Here is an 18,058-nt window from a genome sequence, read left to right as displayed (position 1 = left end):
AAGGAGGGTCTTCATGAAAAGAAAAGCACTCTCGAATGTTCATTCAGATAATCTTTACGAACAAATCTATGATTATATGATGGAAAGAATCGGACGCGGCGAATGGGGAGCACATGATAAGCTTCCTTCTATTAGAACATTAGCAGCGGAATTCAATGTTCATCGGCTAACAGTCTTTAAAGCTTATCAGCTGCTAAAACAAAACAAAAAAGTATATGTAAAGGATAAATCCGGATACTATGTAATGCCGGAAAATATGCTTTTGATAGATTCACAGCAGAACCCGATTATTTCTGCTCACGTTCAAGAAAGCAGCCTCTCTGAAATTCATCAGGTTCGGGCTGATTATCAATTTTCCATTGCACTCCTTGATCCTAATCTGTTGCCTAATCATTACTTTTCCGAGTATATAAAGAAGGTATTTAATCTTTATCCTAAAGTGCTGGGAACCTATTCATCCATCCAGGGAGATCCGGAGCTACGCGAAGCTCTTAGCCGCTATTTTACCGAGCAATCACATTTCTACCTAACTCCTGATGAATTATTGATCACATCCGGTTCCCAGCAGGCTATCGATTTGATTGCCAGAGGATTAATCAAACCTAGAGATACCGTTTTTTTAGAGAGACCCACCTACAGTCCTGCAATCGATGTTTTCAGAAGACAGGGTGCCAATATTATTCCGATTGAGATTCATCCGCACGGCTATCAATTAGATCAAGTAGAAAGACTCATGCGGGAGCATAAACCGCGCCTTTTCTATCTCAACCCTACTTTTCACAATCCAACCGGTTACACAGTACCAGCCGAGCAAAGAAAGAGATTAGTAGAGATGGCTTATAAATATCAATGTTTGCTGATTGAGGATGACCCTTACCCGGATATTTATTTTGAGGAAAAACCCCCGCTGCCGTTTTTTTCTTATGATACAGCGGGCTGTGTTATCTATATAAGGAGCTTCAGTAAATACATTGCACCTGGATTGAGTATCGCTGCCGTCGCATGCCGTCCATCCGTCATGGAATACCTATTAAAAACAAAATCCCTTTCGGACAGCGGGACGCCACTGCTTAACCAGAAAATCTTTTTGCATTATTTCTTTTCAGAACGTTTGCAGAAGCATGTGGAAAAGCTGCGGATTGCGCTTGAAATTCGCAGGAACATTATGGAGGAGGAATTATCTCTTGCAGGGTGGAAATGGGCAACTCCGATGGGAGGATTTAATTTATGGATCCAACTGCCTGAGTCCACTCCAATGGATAAACTTCTTGAAAAAAGCATTGAACAATCGATTTCCTTTGTACCCGGATCCATCTTCGATCCGCTTAAAGAGTATCAATCATGGATTCGAATGAGTTATTCCTATTTAAACGAAACACAATTACGGGACGGCTTGCAGCGATTTGTCCGCATATACCATTCATTAACTTCTGCACAAAGTTGAAAACCTTCCACCATTTAATAGGGGGAAGGTTATTTTTTTATAAAATAATACAAACTCTCTCCAAGAGGGAATTATTTTTATTCACCACCATGGTATTTTTATAAAATAGTTGTTAAAGTATTCTGTAAAGTATTACAAAGAATAAATGGTAATGCCAAAAATTTGGAACCACAATGGTTCCTTGTTTATTAGGGGGGAATATCCTTTATTTTATAAAGTCTTTATTAGTTTTAGACAGAGGGGGACATAGAAAATGCTTGAGGGGAAAATCATAAAATTTTACCGAGAAAGTAAAGGGATGACTCAAAAGGACTTAGGAGATGGCATCTGTTCGAACACTCATTTAAGTAAAATTGAACGGGGCTTAACGGAAGTTTCTAAAGAATTAATAGACTTATTGTCTAAACGCTTAGAGATAGATTTAAAGGCGGAAATAGAATCATATGATAAATTAGAGCTCCTATTAAACTCATGGCATGAAGCAATTATTTTACGATTTGATTCAAAAGCAAAGCTTCTAAAGGAACAATTAGAGGAAATTCCTCTTCTACATCTTCCTAATCTTTATCATCAATACTTACTTATTCTTTCTAAATTCTATTTGTCTATTAATGAAGCAGATAAAACCATTCCTATTATTGCAGAAATAGAAAATCAGCTTGAACCTTCTCCATATAATACAAATATGTTGCTGCATATTAAAGGAATCTTGCAATTACATAAAGGGAATTATAATAATGCCATCACGATTTTAAAAAAAATTGACTTATCCTACTATAATAATCCGGAATTTTATTATCATTTAGCTGTTGCCTATCATTCTATCAAATCCAGAACATTATCTTACTATTACGCAAATAAGGCACTGCAATTTTTTACCGATGCTCGGAGTTTTCCTAGAATAATTGATTCCGAGATGTTAATGCTTATTCAAGTAGAACAGGATGATTTTTATAATCCCGAAACTACTTTAAGCTATAAAAGATTAATAGAAATGGCGGAAAATTACGGTTTAAAACATCAAAGGTTTAATATCATTCATAATTATGCATACTATCAGCTTCGACACGGATATTTTACTGAAGCTAGTGAATTATTTAAGAAGGCATTGGAGAGTCAAAGTCCGCTCTCGGAATTTTATTTAGGGTCATTGGAAGGATATTTAAATGCACTAAGCCAGCAAGGTGAAACTTCGCAAGAAACCCTTCTTGAAATTGCCAAAAAAGGGCTAAAACTAGCAAAAAAGAACAAGGATAAACTTTTTATTCACCTCTTCCGTTTACATTTGTATAAACTTCAGCACTCGGAAGGGGAATATTTCCACTACTTGGAGACGAAAGCATATCCTTATATAAACGAAACTGGTATGACATTAATAACAGAGCATTATCAAGTACAACTTTTTGATTATTACATGGAAAAAGGAGATATTGAAAAGGCCAATAAATTCGCTATTCCACTGGTTGAAAAACATCGAAGAGTGAACATGTTCGTCTAATTCATTTAGAATTCTTTATTGGGTCAGGAGTGCAATACTCCTGACCTGTTTTTTCTATCCTCATAAAGGGCAGTTGTTGAAAATGTAAAACCTATTGCTTTTGTTTAATAGTAAATTGCTTTGGTTTCGCCTGTACTTGGAAGCCTGTTTCATCTTTCGCTTCTGTATAAATGGTGTATTCTCCATCTGGCAGGTCAATTTTCGGCTCCCATTTCAGATGAATCTCAGCTTGGTGGTCAACATTAAATGTATCGACAATTTCCCCATCCGGACCAGCGATTTTAAAGGTCCAGTTTACCTTTTTCATTGCAAATCCATTAATTTGCAATGGATTGTCTTTATTAACATTAGAACCGTATATACTTAGGTAGTTGATTAGCATCCCTTCATTCACATAGGAAGGATCTCCCCATACGCCAAAGCCCAAATTCATTGCCCAGTCTATTCCGATAACGACAATTCCTTTTGGCTCTTCTTTTGAAAGATAAGAAGTTGCATTTGCCGGCAGCGAATAATATTGTCCGTTGACGTATAGAATCGCACCATCATACCCGCTTCCTCCCGGATTGTCTTGCCCTTCCCATGTAATTTTATATTTACCATCCACCGGTTCTACTTGAATATTTTCAATAGTTGGAGCAACGGAATCGATTTTAATCGGCAGTTTCACCGTTTGCGATTTTGCATTTTTGTAATCAAGTGTACTAGTAATCGCAATCTGATAATCACCATCAGGTACAACATTCCCTTTGTCATCCTCTGCATTCCATGGATACATTTCTGCAGATATAGAAAAATCACCGTAAGCCATTATATTTTTACTAAACTTCCACGGTTTGCCGTCAGGAGTAAATTCATTAAAGTTTCCTAACTGGCGAATTTTCTTCCCCTTATTGTTTTCAACGGAAAGATTTACTTCCTTTAAATTTCGCATAACGGTAAAGGAAGGATATACCCCTGGGACAATGGAGTTCGGAGAATAAACAATATGACTAAGATCGAAATTCCCTGTACTTGGATCATATCCTAAAGGCATTTCATCCAAATCATTCCAAAGAACGGTATAGCCTAGGAAAACATCTTTATCCCATGCTGGTGCATCAATATTTTTCACTTCATCCCATTCACCATAAAAGCCCATATACGGCATTGATAATTCAGGAAGATTTTTATTCACAGGTACAAATCTTACAAATCCTTCTACGAAACTATTTTTTCTTAAATTTTTCGGTAAAACAATATCTATATGTGCGTTTTGCTGCTTTCCATTTTTAATAGTAATCTTCACCGGCTTGTCATAGCTGATCTCTTTTCCATTTAATACACCGACAGCATTTTTTACGCGCTTGCTTGATAACGTCAGATAGTCATGAGAACGATCAGCCTTTCCATCGCCATTTAAGTCATATTCTTTATATTCGGTATCATCTGTCAAGACATCCAAATACACATTATACTCGATATCTTCCGACTTTTTATCAGCCAGAGGGACGATGTTTAAATCAAATTGTGCCATTTGATTTTTGATTTCTTTTAATGCAACCGATCCTTTTCTTTCAGGGCTTGCCTGTTTATTTTCAACTAGTACAGGGGTCTCCAATGCATTTTTAATTTGCATCATTCCTGCACCTTGCATACGTGGTGAATACGGAATTTGATTTTCTGTATTTGGATCATACTCAATTTTAGAAGTATTCATTAAGGCTGTTTTCGCTTTTAAAACAGTATTGCTATTTTTTGGCAAGCCTTTTTCATAGAATGATTGAAGGACAAGTGTTGCTCCGCCTACCACGTGTGGCGTTGCCATGGAGGTACCGCTGTACACATCATATTTATTATCAAAAACCGTTGAATAAATTTCCCCGCCAGGTGCTGTAATTTCCGGCTTAAAGTCAAGTGTATGCGGAGCACCCATGGATGAAAAATCGGACATTTCATCATGATTTGGATTTTGAACCCATAATCCTCCTCCTAATTGCACAGAAATCGAATGACCATCTTTTAGTTGATCGATAAGCTTTTGTCCATCCTTTACACTTGTTACAACAGCAGGAATCGAATACGGGCTGAAATTTGTCTTCTTATAATCTCCCCAAGCTGGAATTGGGGCAATAATCACAGCTTTTGCGCCTTTACTTTGGGCATTAAATTGAAGATGTGAATTGATTCCATAATCAATTTCCGGCTGTACGACCACAATTTTATCTTTTACATCAATATCTTTGTAATCCTTTGTATCTCCCTTACCAGCAAATACGAGAGGATACTCTTTTCCTTCTGCAATTTTCGAGTTTAATTTTAAATAGCTTGGTTCATAAAATGCTATTTCACTTCCATTAGATATCTTCAAACTTGGTTTGTGGATTACATTATTTTCATAGGAAGCCACTTGCAAAGCAAACGGACTGACACCTGGTGATCCAACGATACCTATATCTGGATTTTCAGCATAAGGTTTCATCGAAGAAGAGAGCTTATCATTTTTTGTACTATAGTATGCGTTTCCTCCAGCAGCAACGACCAATACCCCATTATTCGTTGCAAGTCGAATTGCCTTTTGAACACCGTCATCCTCTTCCCCAACGAAGCCGCCATCAGATCCTAAGCTTAAATTAATGACATCTGCACCCATTTGCACGGCATGGTTGATTCCTGCAATGATATCATCCTCATAAGCTCCACCACCATTATCGGAAAACACTTTTTCTGCAAGAATTTGTACATCAGGAGCAATTCCTTTTACCCCTTCATGGTCTTCATCACCATTTGCACCGATTGTTCCGGAAACGTGCATTCCGTGTGAATTTTCATACGGAAGAACATCATCATCTTTATCTGCCCAGTCATAGCCTGTTGGTACTTTATCTGTATACCAGCGATCGCTTACACTTGTCTCATCAAGCTTTTTCTTAATGTTCGCTTCCGTAAGCTTCTCTTTCGCCATTCCTTCCTTTGACATCACCATATCTTTGTGGCGATAATCGACTCCTGAATCCACTACCCCTACAAGCATGCCTTCTCCATGATAGCCAAGCTCTTCCCACACTTGTTGGGCTTGGACCATACTCTTCGAAGATTTCATCGCTTCCGAATACGTATTTGCAATCGTCACATTGGAAACTCCCGGTATTTCTTTGATCGTTTCCATATTACGAAATTCCGTTTCCATGCTAAATCCATTAATGCCCTGAACAAATTGATGTCTTACTTTTGATTTCATTCTCTTTTTGGAGATTTGGTCAATAATTTGATTTTGCTTTTTTAATAGCTGCTCTTCCTCTGACTTACTGGCTTTTGTATCCATTAATGGCTCATCAGCTAATTCAACCATTAATCTGACTTTATCTTGCGGCGCAATTGGCTTATTTGTAGCTTTATTAATATCTTTCCTATTTAGCCCCCTAACTCGTTTGGACACCTACTTCGTAAGATATTACAATAAATATATCCGAGGGGGCGTATAAAATGAGTAAAAGAAGAGGGCCGATAGAAGAAGTAAAGAAAAATTATGTACGCATGGCTTTAGAATCTGGAAATATGGCATTTGTAGCACGTAAAACTGGTGTAAGTCAATCTACTCTAAAAGCTTGGGTGAATCTATATAGGAGTGAGGTGGAGGCTGAAATGGAACAGGAGGGGGTTAATCCTCTCTCTTCTTCACCTTCTAATAATGACCTTCAAAAAAAATATGATCAAGCAATGAAATTGTTAGGGGAAAAAGAGCTGGAAGTGGCGATGCTTCGTGACATGTTAAAAAAAAAGTTTCCGAACTTTCCGAGAGAGTAGAATTAGCTCACGAATGGATTCAGGAGGGATTCCCAGCTAAACGGGTCCTTAAGATTGCCTCTGTTCACCGTTCTACCTATTACTACCGTCTCTCTCATCCTAAAGGAATGAAAAAAATAAAAGGTGGACGACCTGTACCTGGATTTTCCCGTACGCAATCGAACAAAAAAGTGAGCGACAAAAAGATAAAAGGCTATCTGATGAAATTGATGGAGAGGAAAGAATGCGTCTATGGCTACAGAAAGCTTACTCGAAGTTTAAGAAAGAAATACAAATTAATCATTAATAAGAAAAAGGTTTATCGCCTATGCAAGGAATTGGATATCCTGGTGCCTCAACGGGAGAAAAAGGGGAAGATTCCAAGAAAACTAGCGAAAAACAGAGTGGTTACAGGACCAAATCAGCTCTGGCAGCTAGATATTAAATATGGTTACGTGACAACTTCACGACGTTTTTTCTTTCTTGCCAGTGCCATAGATGTTTTTGATCGTTCCATTGTTGGTTATTTTAAAGGGACTCATTGTGAAGCAAAGGATATTACGAAAATGCTTCAAAAGGCGATGTTAAAGCGTGGAGTTCATATACCTGACTCCGACGATGAAAAAGCTTTAATCATTCGAACGGATAATGGCCCTCAATTTTGTAGTACACATTTTAGAGATTTTTGTGAGAATCAAAAGGTTTTTCATGAACGAATTCCACCCAAATCACCTAATATGAACGCATATATAGAGTCTTTTCATAGTGTACTAGAAAGAGAGTGTTACCAGCCAAACGAGTTTGTAACTTTTGAGCAAGCATATAAAACGGTTGATGAATACATCAAATTCTATAATGAAGAACGGTTCCACGGTGGGCTAAAAGATAATACACCAAAGGAGTACTACGAAAAGTGGCAAAATAAAACCCTAGAACCAGTTAGGTTAGCCATGTAAAACCCTATATCCTGTAGATTTTAGGTAAAAGGAGCCCTTTTACCTAAAATCTACAGGCCACCAAGCGATAGCGCGGTAGATAAAATGGAAAACTAAGAAAAACAGAGAATTCCAAAGTAAGTGTCCAAAATTAAGGGGTTAAACCGTTTCTTTGAGATTCCTAACTTATTTGCGGCATGAAGACTGGCTTCTTTTCGCTGTTCCTTCAAGATTTCCTGTCCTTTTTGAACGATTGATTCTACATTTACTTTGCCATTGCCATCATTGTTCTCCGCACTCGCGAAGGTATAGCTGCTGCCGCTGACTAATAAAGCAGCTAAAATGCTTGAACAAATGATTTTGTTTGGCATTGATTTTTTTCTTCGTTTCATGGATAAACTCTCCCTTTACAAAAGATAAACTTCGAAATTGCCTTTCTATACTTTTTTATTATTTTAATAGTTTCATCATTGTGCAGAGTTCTCTTTTTCCACTTCATCATTTTCTGCTGGATTGTTTTTTTCTTCAATCATTGAATTAGTTGGCTGGTTTGACTCTTCTTGAGTCTTTTGATTATGATCTGCCGTTGCTGAAAGCTTGTTTTGATCAAGTGGAACATTAATCATTTCATCAATATAATGATTTAATCCAAGTAGATGATAGTTGACATCCGTATCCTTACAGGAAACTTTTTGTTTTATCGTCGTTGTAAAAGTTTCTCCGGGATGTAATGCTTGATTTTGGTCTATAAGTTTAATAGGAATCATTATAGTAGAAACATTTTCAATGGTGATATTTTGAGAAATCTCACAGTTGTTATAATAAGTAACGTCACTGGTAGAAATGGATAGTAAATCTTTCGTTGTTGCATTCGTTATTTCTCCACTTGCATTAATCTCCGCTGTAAACCAAGCATACGTATTTAATTTCCCGGCAAAAAGAAATAGGCAATATATTAAAATAATGAATGGAAAAACTAGCATTCGCTTCTTTATTTGCATATAACCTCTCCCTTGCTACAATAAAAGCAGTCGAGTAACCGACTGCCTGACAAAATTATTCTCCGTCGTATTTGGATCCATCATCTGTTTGTTTCGCTTGGACTTTCAAATCAGCCGAATATTTCACACCCTGATAGTCGTTGTTTGCCGTTTCATCCAATTTAATAGCAAACATAACGTCGATATACTGATCCGATTTCAATCTCCAGAATGCTTGATTTGTCCCATCACCAAGCTGCCATTTTTTATCGGATACAGCTTTATAACCCGCTACGCCTTCTTCTCCCACTATACCTGTAACCGCATATACACCTGGTAAAATTTCAGCATCATTGCTAAATGCTTGGGATTCTACCACATTTGTCGTCCCATCAAATAATTTATCCAGCTTGATTTTCGCAGCCTTTTGAACATCACCTGATGGCTTTTCTTTATATTTTAATGCGATATACCCAACTTTATATTTTTTAATATTAACGTCCTTGTCCAATTTCTGACTTAGGATTGCTCTAATATTTGCATCTTGCGTTCCTGTATTGTCGATTGTCATCCATTCCCCATACTTTAATTGGGACGGAGCAAAATCAGCACCATCAATCACTTTTTCCGTAATATTTTGTCCATTATTTAATTGCAATGTTCCGTTGGCGATCTGACCAGCAGCGTTAGTCTCTGAAGTGAACCAAGAATACGTCCCATATCCCGCTGATACAATCAGCGCCCCTGCCAATGTGGTACCCAATAAAGCTCTTTTCACCTTTTTCATAGATTTCTTCCCCCATATAAATAATATTTTTACTAAGGTCATGAATCTTGATGATAGTGGAACGCGGTTCGATTTGCCTCCCATTGGCGAATCTCCCCGCTTTTTTCTAAATCAACATACTCTAGCTTTCTATTCTTTATTTGGTTTGAGACCTAATGCTCGTAAAATATCTTCCAATCCTTTATTGCCAAGCTTTGCTTGAGGTTTTGCATTTTTCTTCGCATTTTCCCCAACTTTCAAGAAGTTCTTTTCAATGAAACGAACATCTTTTTCATTAACAATGCCGTCTTGGTTGATATCTTCTTTGTCATGTTTTTTACCGTACTGTGCAGCAACTTGGACAAGATCGTTAATATCAATCACTTCATCACCATTTACATCTCCGGCAGGAAACTGATCAGTGTATGTTCGATAGCTAACTCCCACTTGTTCACCATCAACCTCTTTACTTAAGGTTGCAGTTACTTTACTAGTTAAGTGACCCGGAACTTCTACGTAAATATCATAATCTTTATTTGAAACTGGAATTCCATGAATCTCATATTGTCCTGATCTATCAATGGTTCCAACATATTCTTTACCATTTCCTGCTTTTGCATAAACCTTCGCATGAATTTGGTCTAAATCTTTCGTATGTGTCCCATTATCATTCGAGAACGCTTCCGGCTTAACGAATCCACGTACAACGGAATGTTTTGGAATGATCGAGAACCCTTCATTTGTAAATCCAGGTATCGTTGTTTCCTTTGTTTCCCCGGCTTTCGTATACTTAAATTCATTAACTGTTAAACTGCCTCCTCCCATTCCATCATAGCTTTCATCATTAATGATTTTAAAGGTCACATCAAGGAATGGAGTATCGCCATCAAATCCTTTGAACTCCTTTTGATTAATAGACGCGCCAACGGTTACTGTTTTTGTCCAATAATCATCTGTAATGGACGGTTCATCTAGTGTAACGTTTAGTTTATAGTCATTTACATATTTTTCAAATGCTTGATTTAGCTTGACATCTTTAAATTCAAAGTTATTTTTCAAATATTCCACACCATATTTACCAGAAACAAGCTTTTTCACATTATTAACACTTAATGTCATCGTAATCGTGTCGCCAAGTTTTACCTTTTCCTTGTTAAAGGTTGGCATTACATACTCTGTTCCTTCTTTAACAAAGGTATAATTGTAGCCTAAAAGTTTAGCAGCCGTTGCGAGATCAAACGGGAATAATTTTAGGTTCACAGGTGTTTCGACCTCTTCAGGTAATAATCCAAATTTGATATCGCCGTTAGGCTGAACAGGCAATATACCTGATGGCCAAGCTGAATTTTGATAATAATAGAGACTATTTGCTGATTGATCAAGCTTTAGACCTTTTGAGTTTAAAAGATCAATCGTAGAATCATATACATTAGCATGTGCCCATAACGCATGGTAACCATCTTCATCGGTGTACATAGAGTCATTCACTTCATAGAAGCCTGGTTTATAATCCTTGAAGGTTAATTCTGGCGGCTTATTATCTACAATGATTACTTGATCATTCACATACGTTTTTCCATCATTATCTTTAGCAATCATTTCAAAAGTATAATCACCATCTGGTAATTTGATCTGTTTGCTGCCTATCGGATTAGCCGGATCATTAGTAAACGGATAAACAGCACCTGTGAAAGCCCATAAAATATACTTTACTGCATCTGGTTCAATGTTTTCGGCATTATATAGTGAACCAATATAACCAACAGGCTGACCTGTTTTCCCGTCTTTTACGATTACATCAATTGTTTTCATCGGGCTCTTCAATTTAAATATGGCATTTACAAATGGATTTAAGTATGGATGGAATTTTGTTGTATCCGTTGCAACAGCTGGTCTATCTAATTGAACATAGTCGATCCCTTTATCTGTGTAGCGAACCGAAAATGGAATTTGATAGTTTTCCTCCGCATCCTTTACATTCACAAAATGAATATATCCTTCGTATCGTCCCGGTTCCGCATTAGTAGGAACATGAATAGCAGGCTGAATTTCCTTTGACTCCCCGGCAGATACGGTAACCGAAGATGGTGCCGTTACCTTCACACCATTTTTCGCAGCATCCTTCACACTTCCTTTTGCTGGCAAGTATTCCACTTCTACTTTAAATTCCTTTGCTTCTTTCTTATCTTTGTTTTGAATCATGACTTTTTTACTTTCATCATAATCCTTATCACTTTGATAATGGCTTCCTAACGCCATTGATCCTGTCTCTTCATCAATTTCAACGGTTTGGTCCCCATCCATATTTTTTGTTTTATCGATTACTTTAATCGATGTATTGGCGTGAACCGCTTCATACGTATCAATGCGCCCCGCCCCAACTTCATTCACGGAATACTTTTCTTTCAATTCATCCGCAGTATTCATCAAAGCCTCTTTCACTTCAAACGGTGTATAATCCGGATGCTCTTGTAAAATTAAAGCTGCTGACCCTGCTACATGTGGAGATGCCATCGAAGTTCCTTGCATACGAGTATAGGCAATATCGTAATTTTCGCCATCTCCAGGATCATTCATATATTCTGGATAGGTAGAAAAAACGGCCACTCCAGGAGCAACAACATCTGGCTTAATATCATAGTTTTTCTCAACAGGTCCGCGAGAGCTGAAGTCTGCTAAATGATCTCCTTCTGTATGTGAACTGCCTATTTCTTTAAATGTAAAAGACACATCGTCCAGTGATTTTAAACGTTCTCCATCTGCTTTTGTTAGTTGGAAAGTTGGAACATAGCCCGTGCTCTCTCCTAAATAAGCAGAAATCTCGCCGTCCACATTATTGTAGACAACCACTGCTTTTGCGCCAGCTTTCTCGGCATTTCTAATCTTTTCATCAAAGGCTATTTCTCCTCTTTGGATTAAAGCCAATTTTCCAGTTAAGTCCTTTCCTGCAAAATCGCTACTTTTTCCTAGTCCTACATAGACGACCGGAAAAGATTTTTCCTTTAAATCATCTAGCTTGTCCGTAAAATTCTTTCCTAATAATTTCATTTCACTAAACTTTTCGTTTCCTGCACTCGCAGAATATGTCGCGATTGTTTGGGAAAAATCACTTGCTCCAACCGTAATAGCTAATGCAGATGCGCCTGGCGAGCCGACCGTTTTTTCATCTGGTCCTGCGTTTCCAGCCGCAACCACGGAAACCACTCCAGAAAGCATTGCATTGTTAATAGCTACGGAAGTTGGATAAAGAGCATCATTGATACCTGCACCTAAAGATAGATTGATAACATCCATTCCGTCTTTTACTGCCTTATCAATTCCCGCAAGAACTGCATCTGTATAACCGCTTCCATAAGGACCTAATACACGATACACGTATAGGTCTGCTTCTGGTGCGACTCCTTCCACTGCATAGTCAACATTGTTTTTCTTCTCTCCGGCGATAGTTCCCGAAACGTGCGTCCCATGCGAAGTATAATAGGTTGATCCAGTAGAAGGGTCTACTTCAGGATATTTTGAGTTCTTCCAATCTTTATAAGTGGTTTCCATTGGATCATTATCATTGTCTACAAAATCATATCCGCCTTTATAAGCATCTTTTAAATCCGGATGGTTGTAGTCGACTCCAGTATCGATTACCCCTACTTTGATGCCCTTTCCTGTAATATGTTCTTTATGAAGCTTGTCCGCACCAATTTGACTGTTGCTATCTTCGGTACCGGACATTGCGGTTGACTTTAATTCTTTCGGTTCTTTCGGCAGATCTAATTGGACCATATTATTATTCCAAACACGTTTAACGAGACCGGTTTGTACCAAGGATTGCACCATATTACCAGGAATGGAAAGCGCGACTCCATTAAAGGCATTTCTATACTCTCTCGTAATCTTTGATTCATTTACATTTATACTGAATGTTGATTTCGTGCCTTTAAGTTTATTAAATTCTTTTTTAAATTGTTGATGTGATTCTTCCACTTTAATTTGTGCAGAAGATAGTGCCATTTTTTTCCCTTTGGCCATTTGCTTCATCATTTCCACTTTTGCCGGTTCCTGCTTGAATTCTACAATGACACTTACCATTTCAGGGCTGTCAACTTTGACATCTGGCGCGATTACAAATCCTGTACCTACTTCAAGCTCCTTAAGTGCCCTTCTCTGTTCATCACTTAAGTTTTTCAGTACCCCTGTTACATCTGTAATTTTTGTTGGTTCCTGCTTTTCTGCCAACACATTATGCGGAATACCCGAAGAAGCTATTAAACTTGCTGTTAATGCTGATCCCAACAAAATATGCCCTAACTTCTTTTTTTTCATGCTCTTCCCCCTCTGTTTTCCTTTTACTTGTGAATAAGTATGTTGATATTGTTCTAGATGACAATATTCGATTATCTAGATAATCATCAGGAAAAAAATTAATCGAATTTTCACTCTAGTCATATTGTAAACGGGGGTATTATTTATCGTAAATTGGGGTTTTTGAATATTCAGAAATCAGTTCTTTCCTCCTGAATATTAATAGGATAGATGTCTCATTTTCGCTTTCTTTCATGTAATTCGTGGGAAAAACAAACATTATACCTAAAGTCTATTTTCCTATTAACGAAAAAAGGAAAATGAAAAAAGAGTAGAAATTACCCCAAATATGGTAAAATCGTTCATTTTTGAAAGTAAGAAAACAGGAGATATTAGATGAATTTGCTCATTTTTTCACTAAATACACATGGAATCATAAATATTCCGTATTTTCTAAATAAATAACATGAGCTTATAATAACAAGTAATTTACTTGTGCATTCTGATATCAAATGGAGGTTACAGATTCATGATTAAAACTATATCTAAAAACATTTCTATTATTTTTCTCATCATTATTTTTCTCGTCATCGCCTTTTTGCTGTATTTCACCATTCAATCAAAAAAACATCCGGAGAAAGTACCCACCATTTTTGGAATCAGTCCATTAACCGTTTTAACTAATAGTATGCATCCATACATGAAAGCGGGTGACTTAGTCATTATTAAAAAGGCAGAGCCGTCAGATGTAAAAGTAAATGATGTGATTACATTTAAAGAAACACCAACAAAATTTATTACCCACCGAGTCGCCTCCATTAAACAAAGTCAAGGAAACATTGGATTTGTGACAAAGGGAGACAATAATAATACAGCAGATTCCAATATTGTCACCTCTAATAACCTAGTAGGCAAACTAGTATTAAAGATTCCGAAAGCTGGATATTTCGCAAAATTTGTTAGCGGTCCAATCGGGTTTATTCTATTAATTCTAATCCCTGCCACTGGATACATTTGTTTAGAGGTTTTTGAAAGACTTTCAAAGCCAAAAAAGCAATCGGCAAATGTTCTAAAGGGGTAAAACTAGTAAATAATTTTCCAGGGGTTACTAGCATATTGAGACGAAACAAACTGGAAAACGGCTCTACAACAACTTCTCTTGAATAAAAACAAAACCTTCCGCATAAGGTAACAGGTTCTTTTGAATGGGGAAAAATAAGTAAATCACAAATATAGTTGCACACTTACTCGTAATGGTTGAGTAGGTGCTTTTTGTTGATATTAAGCCAGTTAGGCATTTTTATTATTATAATCGCAAGAAATTCAGCGTTAAATTAATCTTGTACATTAGCTGTTGTACAATGCTATTTTTCTTCGATTTTGATTACTGATATCAAAGATACTGTTGTTGTTCATTGTTGATTTTCGTGTAAGTATGAGAATTCATAGGCGGAGAATTTCCGGCTAATGTATATAATGGAGGCTTAAGGTGCAGGTATAAGCGGAGATATTCCGACTAACTGCTCTAAATAGAACAAAATCTAAGGATTTCGATAAAATAAGCGGAAAACCTCCTCTTATTTTTAAGGAAATAGGAGTATTTCCAAATTTAAACGGAATTTTTCCGTTTATTTTTCAAACACGGTAAAATCAATATAAAAGAGCCATATTAAAAGATATTTCTACCAGATATTCAACCTATTTAGGATTGACTATTCGGCTTTCCGAATAGCTGACGTTTAATAAACACACGGTAAACAGTTGATGAATAACGATAAAAAACTGCGATTTTTATATAAAAACGCAGTTTTTTCTTTGCTAATTTATTGAGATTTCATATGTTTTTTTGAGGAAGGTTTCTTAACTTTTTTATAGTAAAAAATCTGGTCCCATTTCAGGAAGATTTCTTCCTTTCTTCATATCCTGCCTTCTCAAAAGCCTTTCTCATCGGGACATTTTCAACATCTGTATCGGCATAAATTCTCCAAACTCCTAGATCTTGCAAAAGTCTTGTTGTTCTTAAAAGTAAATCGTTAATAATTCCCTTTCCACGGAATTCAGGAACCACACCAATATAATGGATGGTGCCTTCCATCAGTCCGTTCTTCTCACAGCCCTTGAATGTAACAGGCTGGATAAGCCCCACAATTTCTTCTTGATAGTAGGCAAGTTCCCACCATTCCTTTTCAAAATGAAAATATTCTTCGTCTACGTTGAAAATGTTATCTACAAGTTCACGATGACTCTCAGGTGTTATGTGTTTTTTATCCTCTCTATCTAATGAGTTTATTACTACTCGACTAATAATTTCTTTAAATGTATTTTCTAATTCCGGCGTCACTTTTTTGAAATAACAGCGTTCAGGTACGATTACCTTTTCCTTTGGATCATTCCATATATAAGCGATTTTTTCATAATTTGATGGCAAATTTCAAATCCTCCTAATGGCAGTTTCTATTTCAGATTCCTAATCTATTAGTTCCCTTTTTTCATGTAAAATCCTTTATATTGTTTTGTACATAGAATCATTATTGGTGATATATAAGCCGAATACGTATATCTATGACAATAAAAAAGTAAATAAAATCGATAATTTTTTATCGTAAAACGATAAATTTTATGTTAAGATCAATTTTATAATAAATAAGTGAGGTGCTTATTATGAAACAAGTCTCGACCCTCTTTTTAAAGATAGCTGTTATTTTTATTGGAATCCCCATTCTTGCTTTGTGTATATTTTTGGTGCCTGAGTTAGCGAATATTGCAACAAAATTATTGCCAGGGTTTCCTTATATAAAATATTTCGTTTTCATCGTTTTTTATGGATCGGCGATACCTTTTTACTTTGCTCTGTATCAGGCTTTTAAGCTGTTAAGCTATATTGATGTGAATAAAGCTTTCTCGCAAATTTCTGTCATTGCATTAAAGAAAATCAAATACTGTGCAATCATAATCAGTATCTTGCATGTTCTAGTCATACCGCTCTTCTATTTATTCGCGGAAAAAGACGATGCCCCAGGTGTAGTTTTTATCGGATTGGTTGTTCCTTTTGCTTCCATGATTATTGCAGTCTTTGCCGCTGTTCTCCAAAGGCTTTTACAAGAAGCGATTAATATAAAATCGGAAAATGATTTAACGATCTGAGGTGAATAACATGGCAATAATAATCAATATTGATGTGATGCTGGCGAAAAGGAAAATGAGCGTAACGGAACTTTCCGAGAAGGTTGGAATCACAATGGCGAATCTTTCTATATTGAAAAATGGAAAGGCAAAAGCAATTCGATTAGCTACTTTAGAGGCAATTTGTAAAGCGTTAGAATGTCAGCCTGGAGATATTTTAGAATACCGAAGTGATGAGGATACCCATGATGAAAATGGGAATATTTAATCGCAGGGAAAAGAAAGTTTTTGGCAGTAACCGTATGTATATAAACCTAAATCTATTTAACTACTATTATAAGCAGAAACAACGTTGGAGGCATAAATCATGAGAGCGCTAAAACAACTCGTTCATTTTGGTTGGGAGCAGGCCCTATCATGTTTGTTTCCTGTCGTAATATTTGCTTCTTTAGCTCTCACACAAATTATACCTCTCCCCTTCCTACCTCGGTATGACTGGCTGCTCATCATCTGTCTTCTGATGCAGTGGTGGATGTTGCATTCGGGGCTTGAAACACGTGATGAACTTAAAGTTATTACATTGTTCCACCTTATTGGACTTACTCTTGAACTTTTCAAGGTACATATGGGCTCCTGGTCTTATCCAGAGAAAGGGTATTTCAAAATTTTCGGAGTTCCTTTGTATAGCGGATTCATGTATGCAAGTGTAGCGAGCTATCTTTGCCAGGCGTGGAGGAGGTTAAAGGTTGAATTGATTAAGTGGCCACCGTTTTTAGTAGTTGTACTTCTTGCAGCTGCAATTTATTTGAATTTTTTTACACACCATTATTGGATTGACGTTCGTTGGTGGTTATCTGGTCTTGTCATTATCGTCTTTTGGCAATCATGGGTTACATACGAAGTTAACGGAACTCGGTATCGTATGCCACTCGCACTTTCTTTTGTGCTCATTGGTTTTTTTATATGGATAGCCGAAAACATCGCGACCTTCTTTGGAGCTTGGAAATATCCAAACCAAACCGATGCATGGAGTCTCGTAGATCTAGGAAAGGTGAGTTCATGGCTCTTATTAGTAATTGTTAGCTTTCTTATAGTAGCAACATTAAAGCAGGTTAAGGGAAAAAGCCTTGCCAGTATGGATACTAGTCATTTTTTATAACCTATTTAAAAAAGCAGTGGCCTTATACTAGTAAGAAATTCGCGTTTTTTAGAACATATTTTAATGCGAAATAATAAGATTCTTGTTAGCTA

The 18,058-nt window shown here is 36.8% G+C and carries 14 protein-coding genes; 8 read left to right on the top strand and 6 right to left on the bottom strand.

Features of this window, described 5'->3' with window-relative positions:
- Positions 1-13 precede the first annotated feature (13 nt).
- Entirely contained in the window at positions 14-1,444 is a 1,431-nt protein-coding gene (locus NSQ59_RS04365; protein WP_340829547.1) for an aminotransferase-like domain-containing protein, read from the top strand.
- 253 nt (positions 1,445-1,697) lie between these two features.
- Positions 1,698-2,942: a helix-turn-helix domain-containing protein gene (locus tag NSQ59_RS04360; protein ID WP_340829545.1), complete on the top strand. Its 1,245-nt coding sequence runs from the start codon at positions 1,698-1,700 to the stop codon at positions 2,940-2,942.
- 91 nt (positions 2,943-3,033) lie between these two features.
- Here the strand turns inward: NSQ59_RS04360 and NSQ59_RS04355 are convergent, their stop codons facing one another.
- Positions 3,034-6,360: a S8 family serine peptidase gene (locus tag NSQ59_RS04355; protein ID WP_340829543.1), complete on the bottom strand. Its 3,327-nt coding sequence runs from the start codon at positions 6,358-6,360 to the stop codon at positions 3,034-3,036.
- A 47-nt stretch (positions 6,361-6,407) separates the two neighbouring features.
- On the opposite strand from NSQ59_RS04355, the gene NSQ59_RS04350 reads away from it, so the two are divergent.
- Together NSQ59_RS04350 and NSQ59_RS04345 are read left to right on the top strand one after the other, a co-directional pair.
- Entirely contained in the window at positions 6,408-6,728 is a 321-nt protein-coding gene (locus NSQ59_RS04350; RefSeq protein ID WP_055738127.1) for a transposase, read from the top strand.
- A gap of 17 nt (positions 6,729-6,745) precedes the next feature.
- Entirely contained in the window at positions 6,746-7,663 is a 918-nt protein-coding gene (locus NSQ59_RS04345; protein ID WP_152982338.1) for an IS3 family transposase, read from the top strand.
- A gap of 92 nt (positions 7,664-7,755) precedes the next feature.
- On the opposite strand, the gene NSQ59_RS04340 is transcribed toward NSQ59_RS04345, so the two are convergent.
- The 4 genes from NSQ59_RS04340 to NSQ59_RS04325 all read right to left on the bottom strand — a co-directional run bounded on the left by NSQ59_RS04340 (position 7,756) and on the right by NSQ59_RS04325 (position 13,705).
- Positions 7,756-8,034, bottom strand: coding sequence for a hypothetical protein (locus tag NSQ59_RS04340; RefSeq protein ID WP_340829541.1), 279 nt, complete (start codon positions 8,032-8,034; stop codon positions 7,756-7,758).
- A 75-nt stretch (positions 8,035-8,109) separates the two neighbouring features.
- Positions 8,110-8,643: a hypothetical protein gene (locus NSQ59_RS04335; protein ID WP_340829540.1), complete on the bottom strand. Its 534-nt coding sequence runs from the start codon at positions 8,641-8,643 to the stop codon at positions 8,110-8,112.
- A 55-nt stretch (positions 8,644-8,698) separates the two neighbouring features.
- A complete protein-coding gene (locus NSQ59_RS04330; protein WP_126648367.1) occupies positions 8,699-9,409 on the bottom strand; it encodes a hypothetical protein in 711 nt (236 codons plus the stop codon).
- A 129-nt stretch (positions 9,410-9,538) separates the two neighbouring features.
- Positions 9,539-13,705, bottom strand: a complete 4,167-nt coding sequence (locus NSQ59_RS04325; RefSeq protein WP_340829537.1) for a S8 family serine peptidase — start codon at positions 13,703-13,705, stop codon at positions 9,539-9,541.
- A gap of 508 nt (positions 13,706-14,213) precedes the next feature.
- Between NSQ59_RS04325 and NSQ59_RS04320 the strand changes: the two genes are divergently transcribed.
- Entirely contained in the window at positions 14,214-14,765 is a 552-nt protein-coding gene (locus NSQ59_RS04320) for a signal peptidase I (protein ID WP_340829536.1), read from the top strand.
- A gap of 813 nt (positions 14,766-15,578) precedes the next feature.
- Here the strand turns inward: NSQ59_RS04320 and NSQ59_RS04315 are convergent.
- A complete protein-coding gene (locus tag NSQ59_RS04315; protein WP_340829534.1) occupies positions 15,579-16,112 on the bottom strand; it encodes a GNAT family N-acetyltransferase in 534 nt (177 codons plus the stop codon).
- 233 nt (positions 16,113-16,345) lie between these two features.
- Between NSQ59_RS04315 and NSQ59_RS04310 the strand changes: the two genes are divergently transcribed.
- The 3 genes from NSQ59_RS04310 (at position 16,346) to NSQ59_RS04300 (ending at position 17,966) form a co-directional block, all read left to right on the top strand.
- Positions 16,346-16,828, top strand: coding sequence for a DUF2975 domain-containing protein (locus tag NSQ59_RS04310; protein ID WP_340829532.1), 483 nt, complete (start codon positions 16,346-16,348; stop codon positions 16,826-16,828).
- Positions 16,829-16,838: 10 nt separating this feature from the next.
- Entirely contained in the window at positions 16,839-17,075 is a 237-nt protein-coding gene (locus NSQ59_RS04305) for a helix-turn-helix domain-containing protein (RefSeq protein ID WP_340829530.1), read from the top strand.
- 99 nt (positions 17,076-17,174) lie between these two features.
- On the top strand, positions 17,175-17,966 hold the full coding sequence (locus NSQ59_RS04300) for a DUF817 domain-containing protein (protein ID WP_340829528.1): 792 nt from the start codon (positions 17,175-17,177) through the stop codon (positions 17,964-17,966).
- Positions 17,967-18,058 lie beyond the last annotated feature (92 nt).

Source organism: Margalitia sp. FSL K6-0131 (assembly GCF_038008735.1).
In the GTDB taxonomy this organism is placed as follows: Bacteria; Bacillota; Bacilli; order Bacillales; family Bacillaceae_C; genus Margalitia; species Margalitia shackletonii.
The sequence above is the reverse complement of the archived record's forward strand: the minus strand, read 5'-3'. Positions and strand labels throughout refer to the sequence as shown.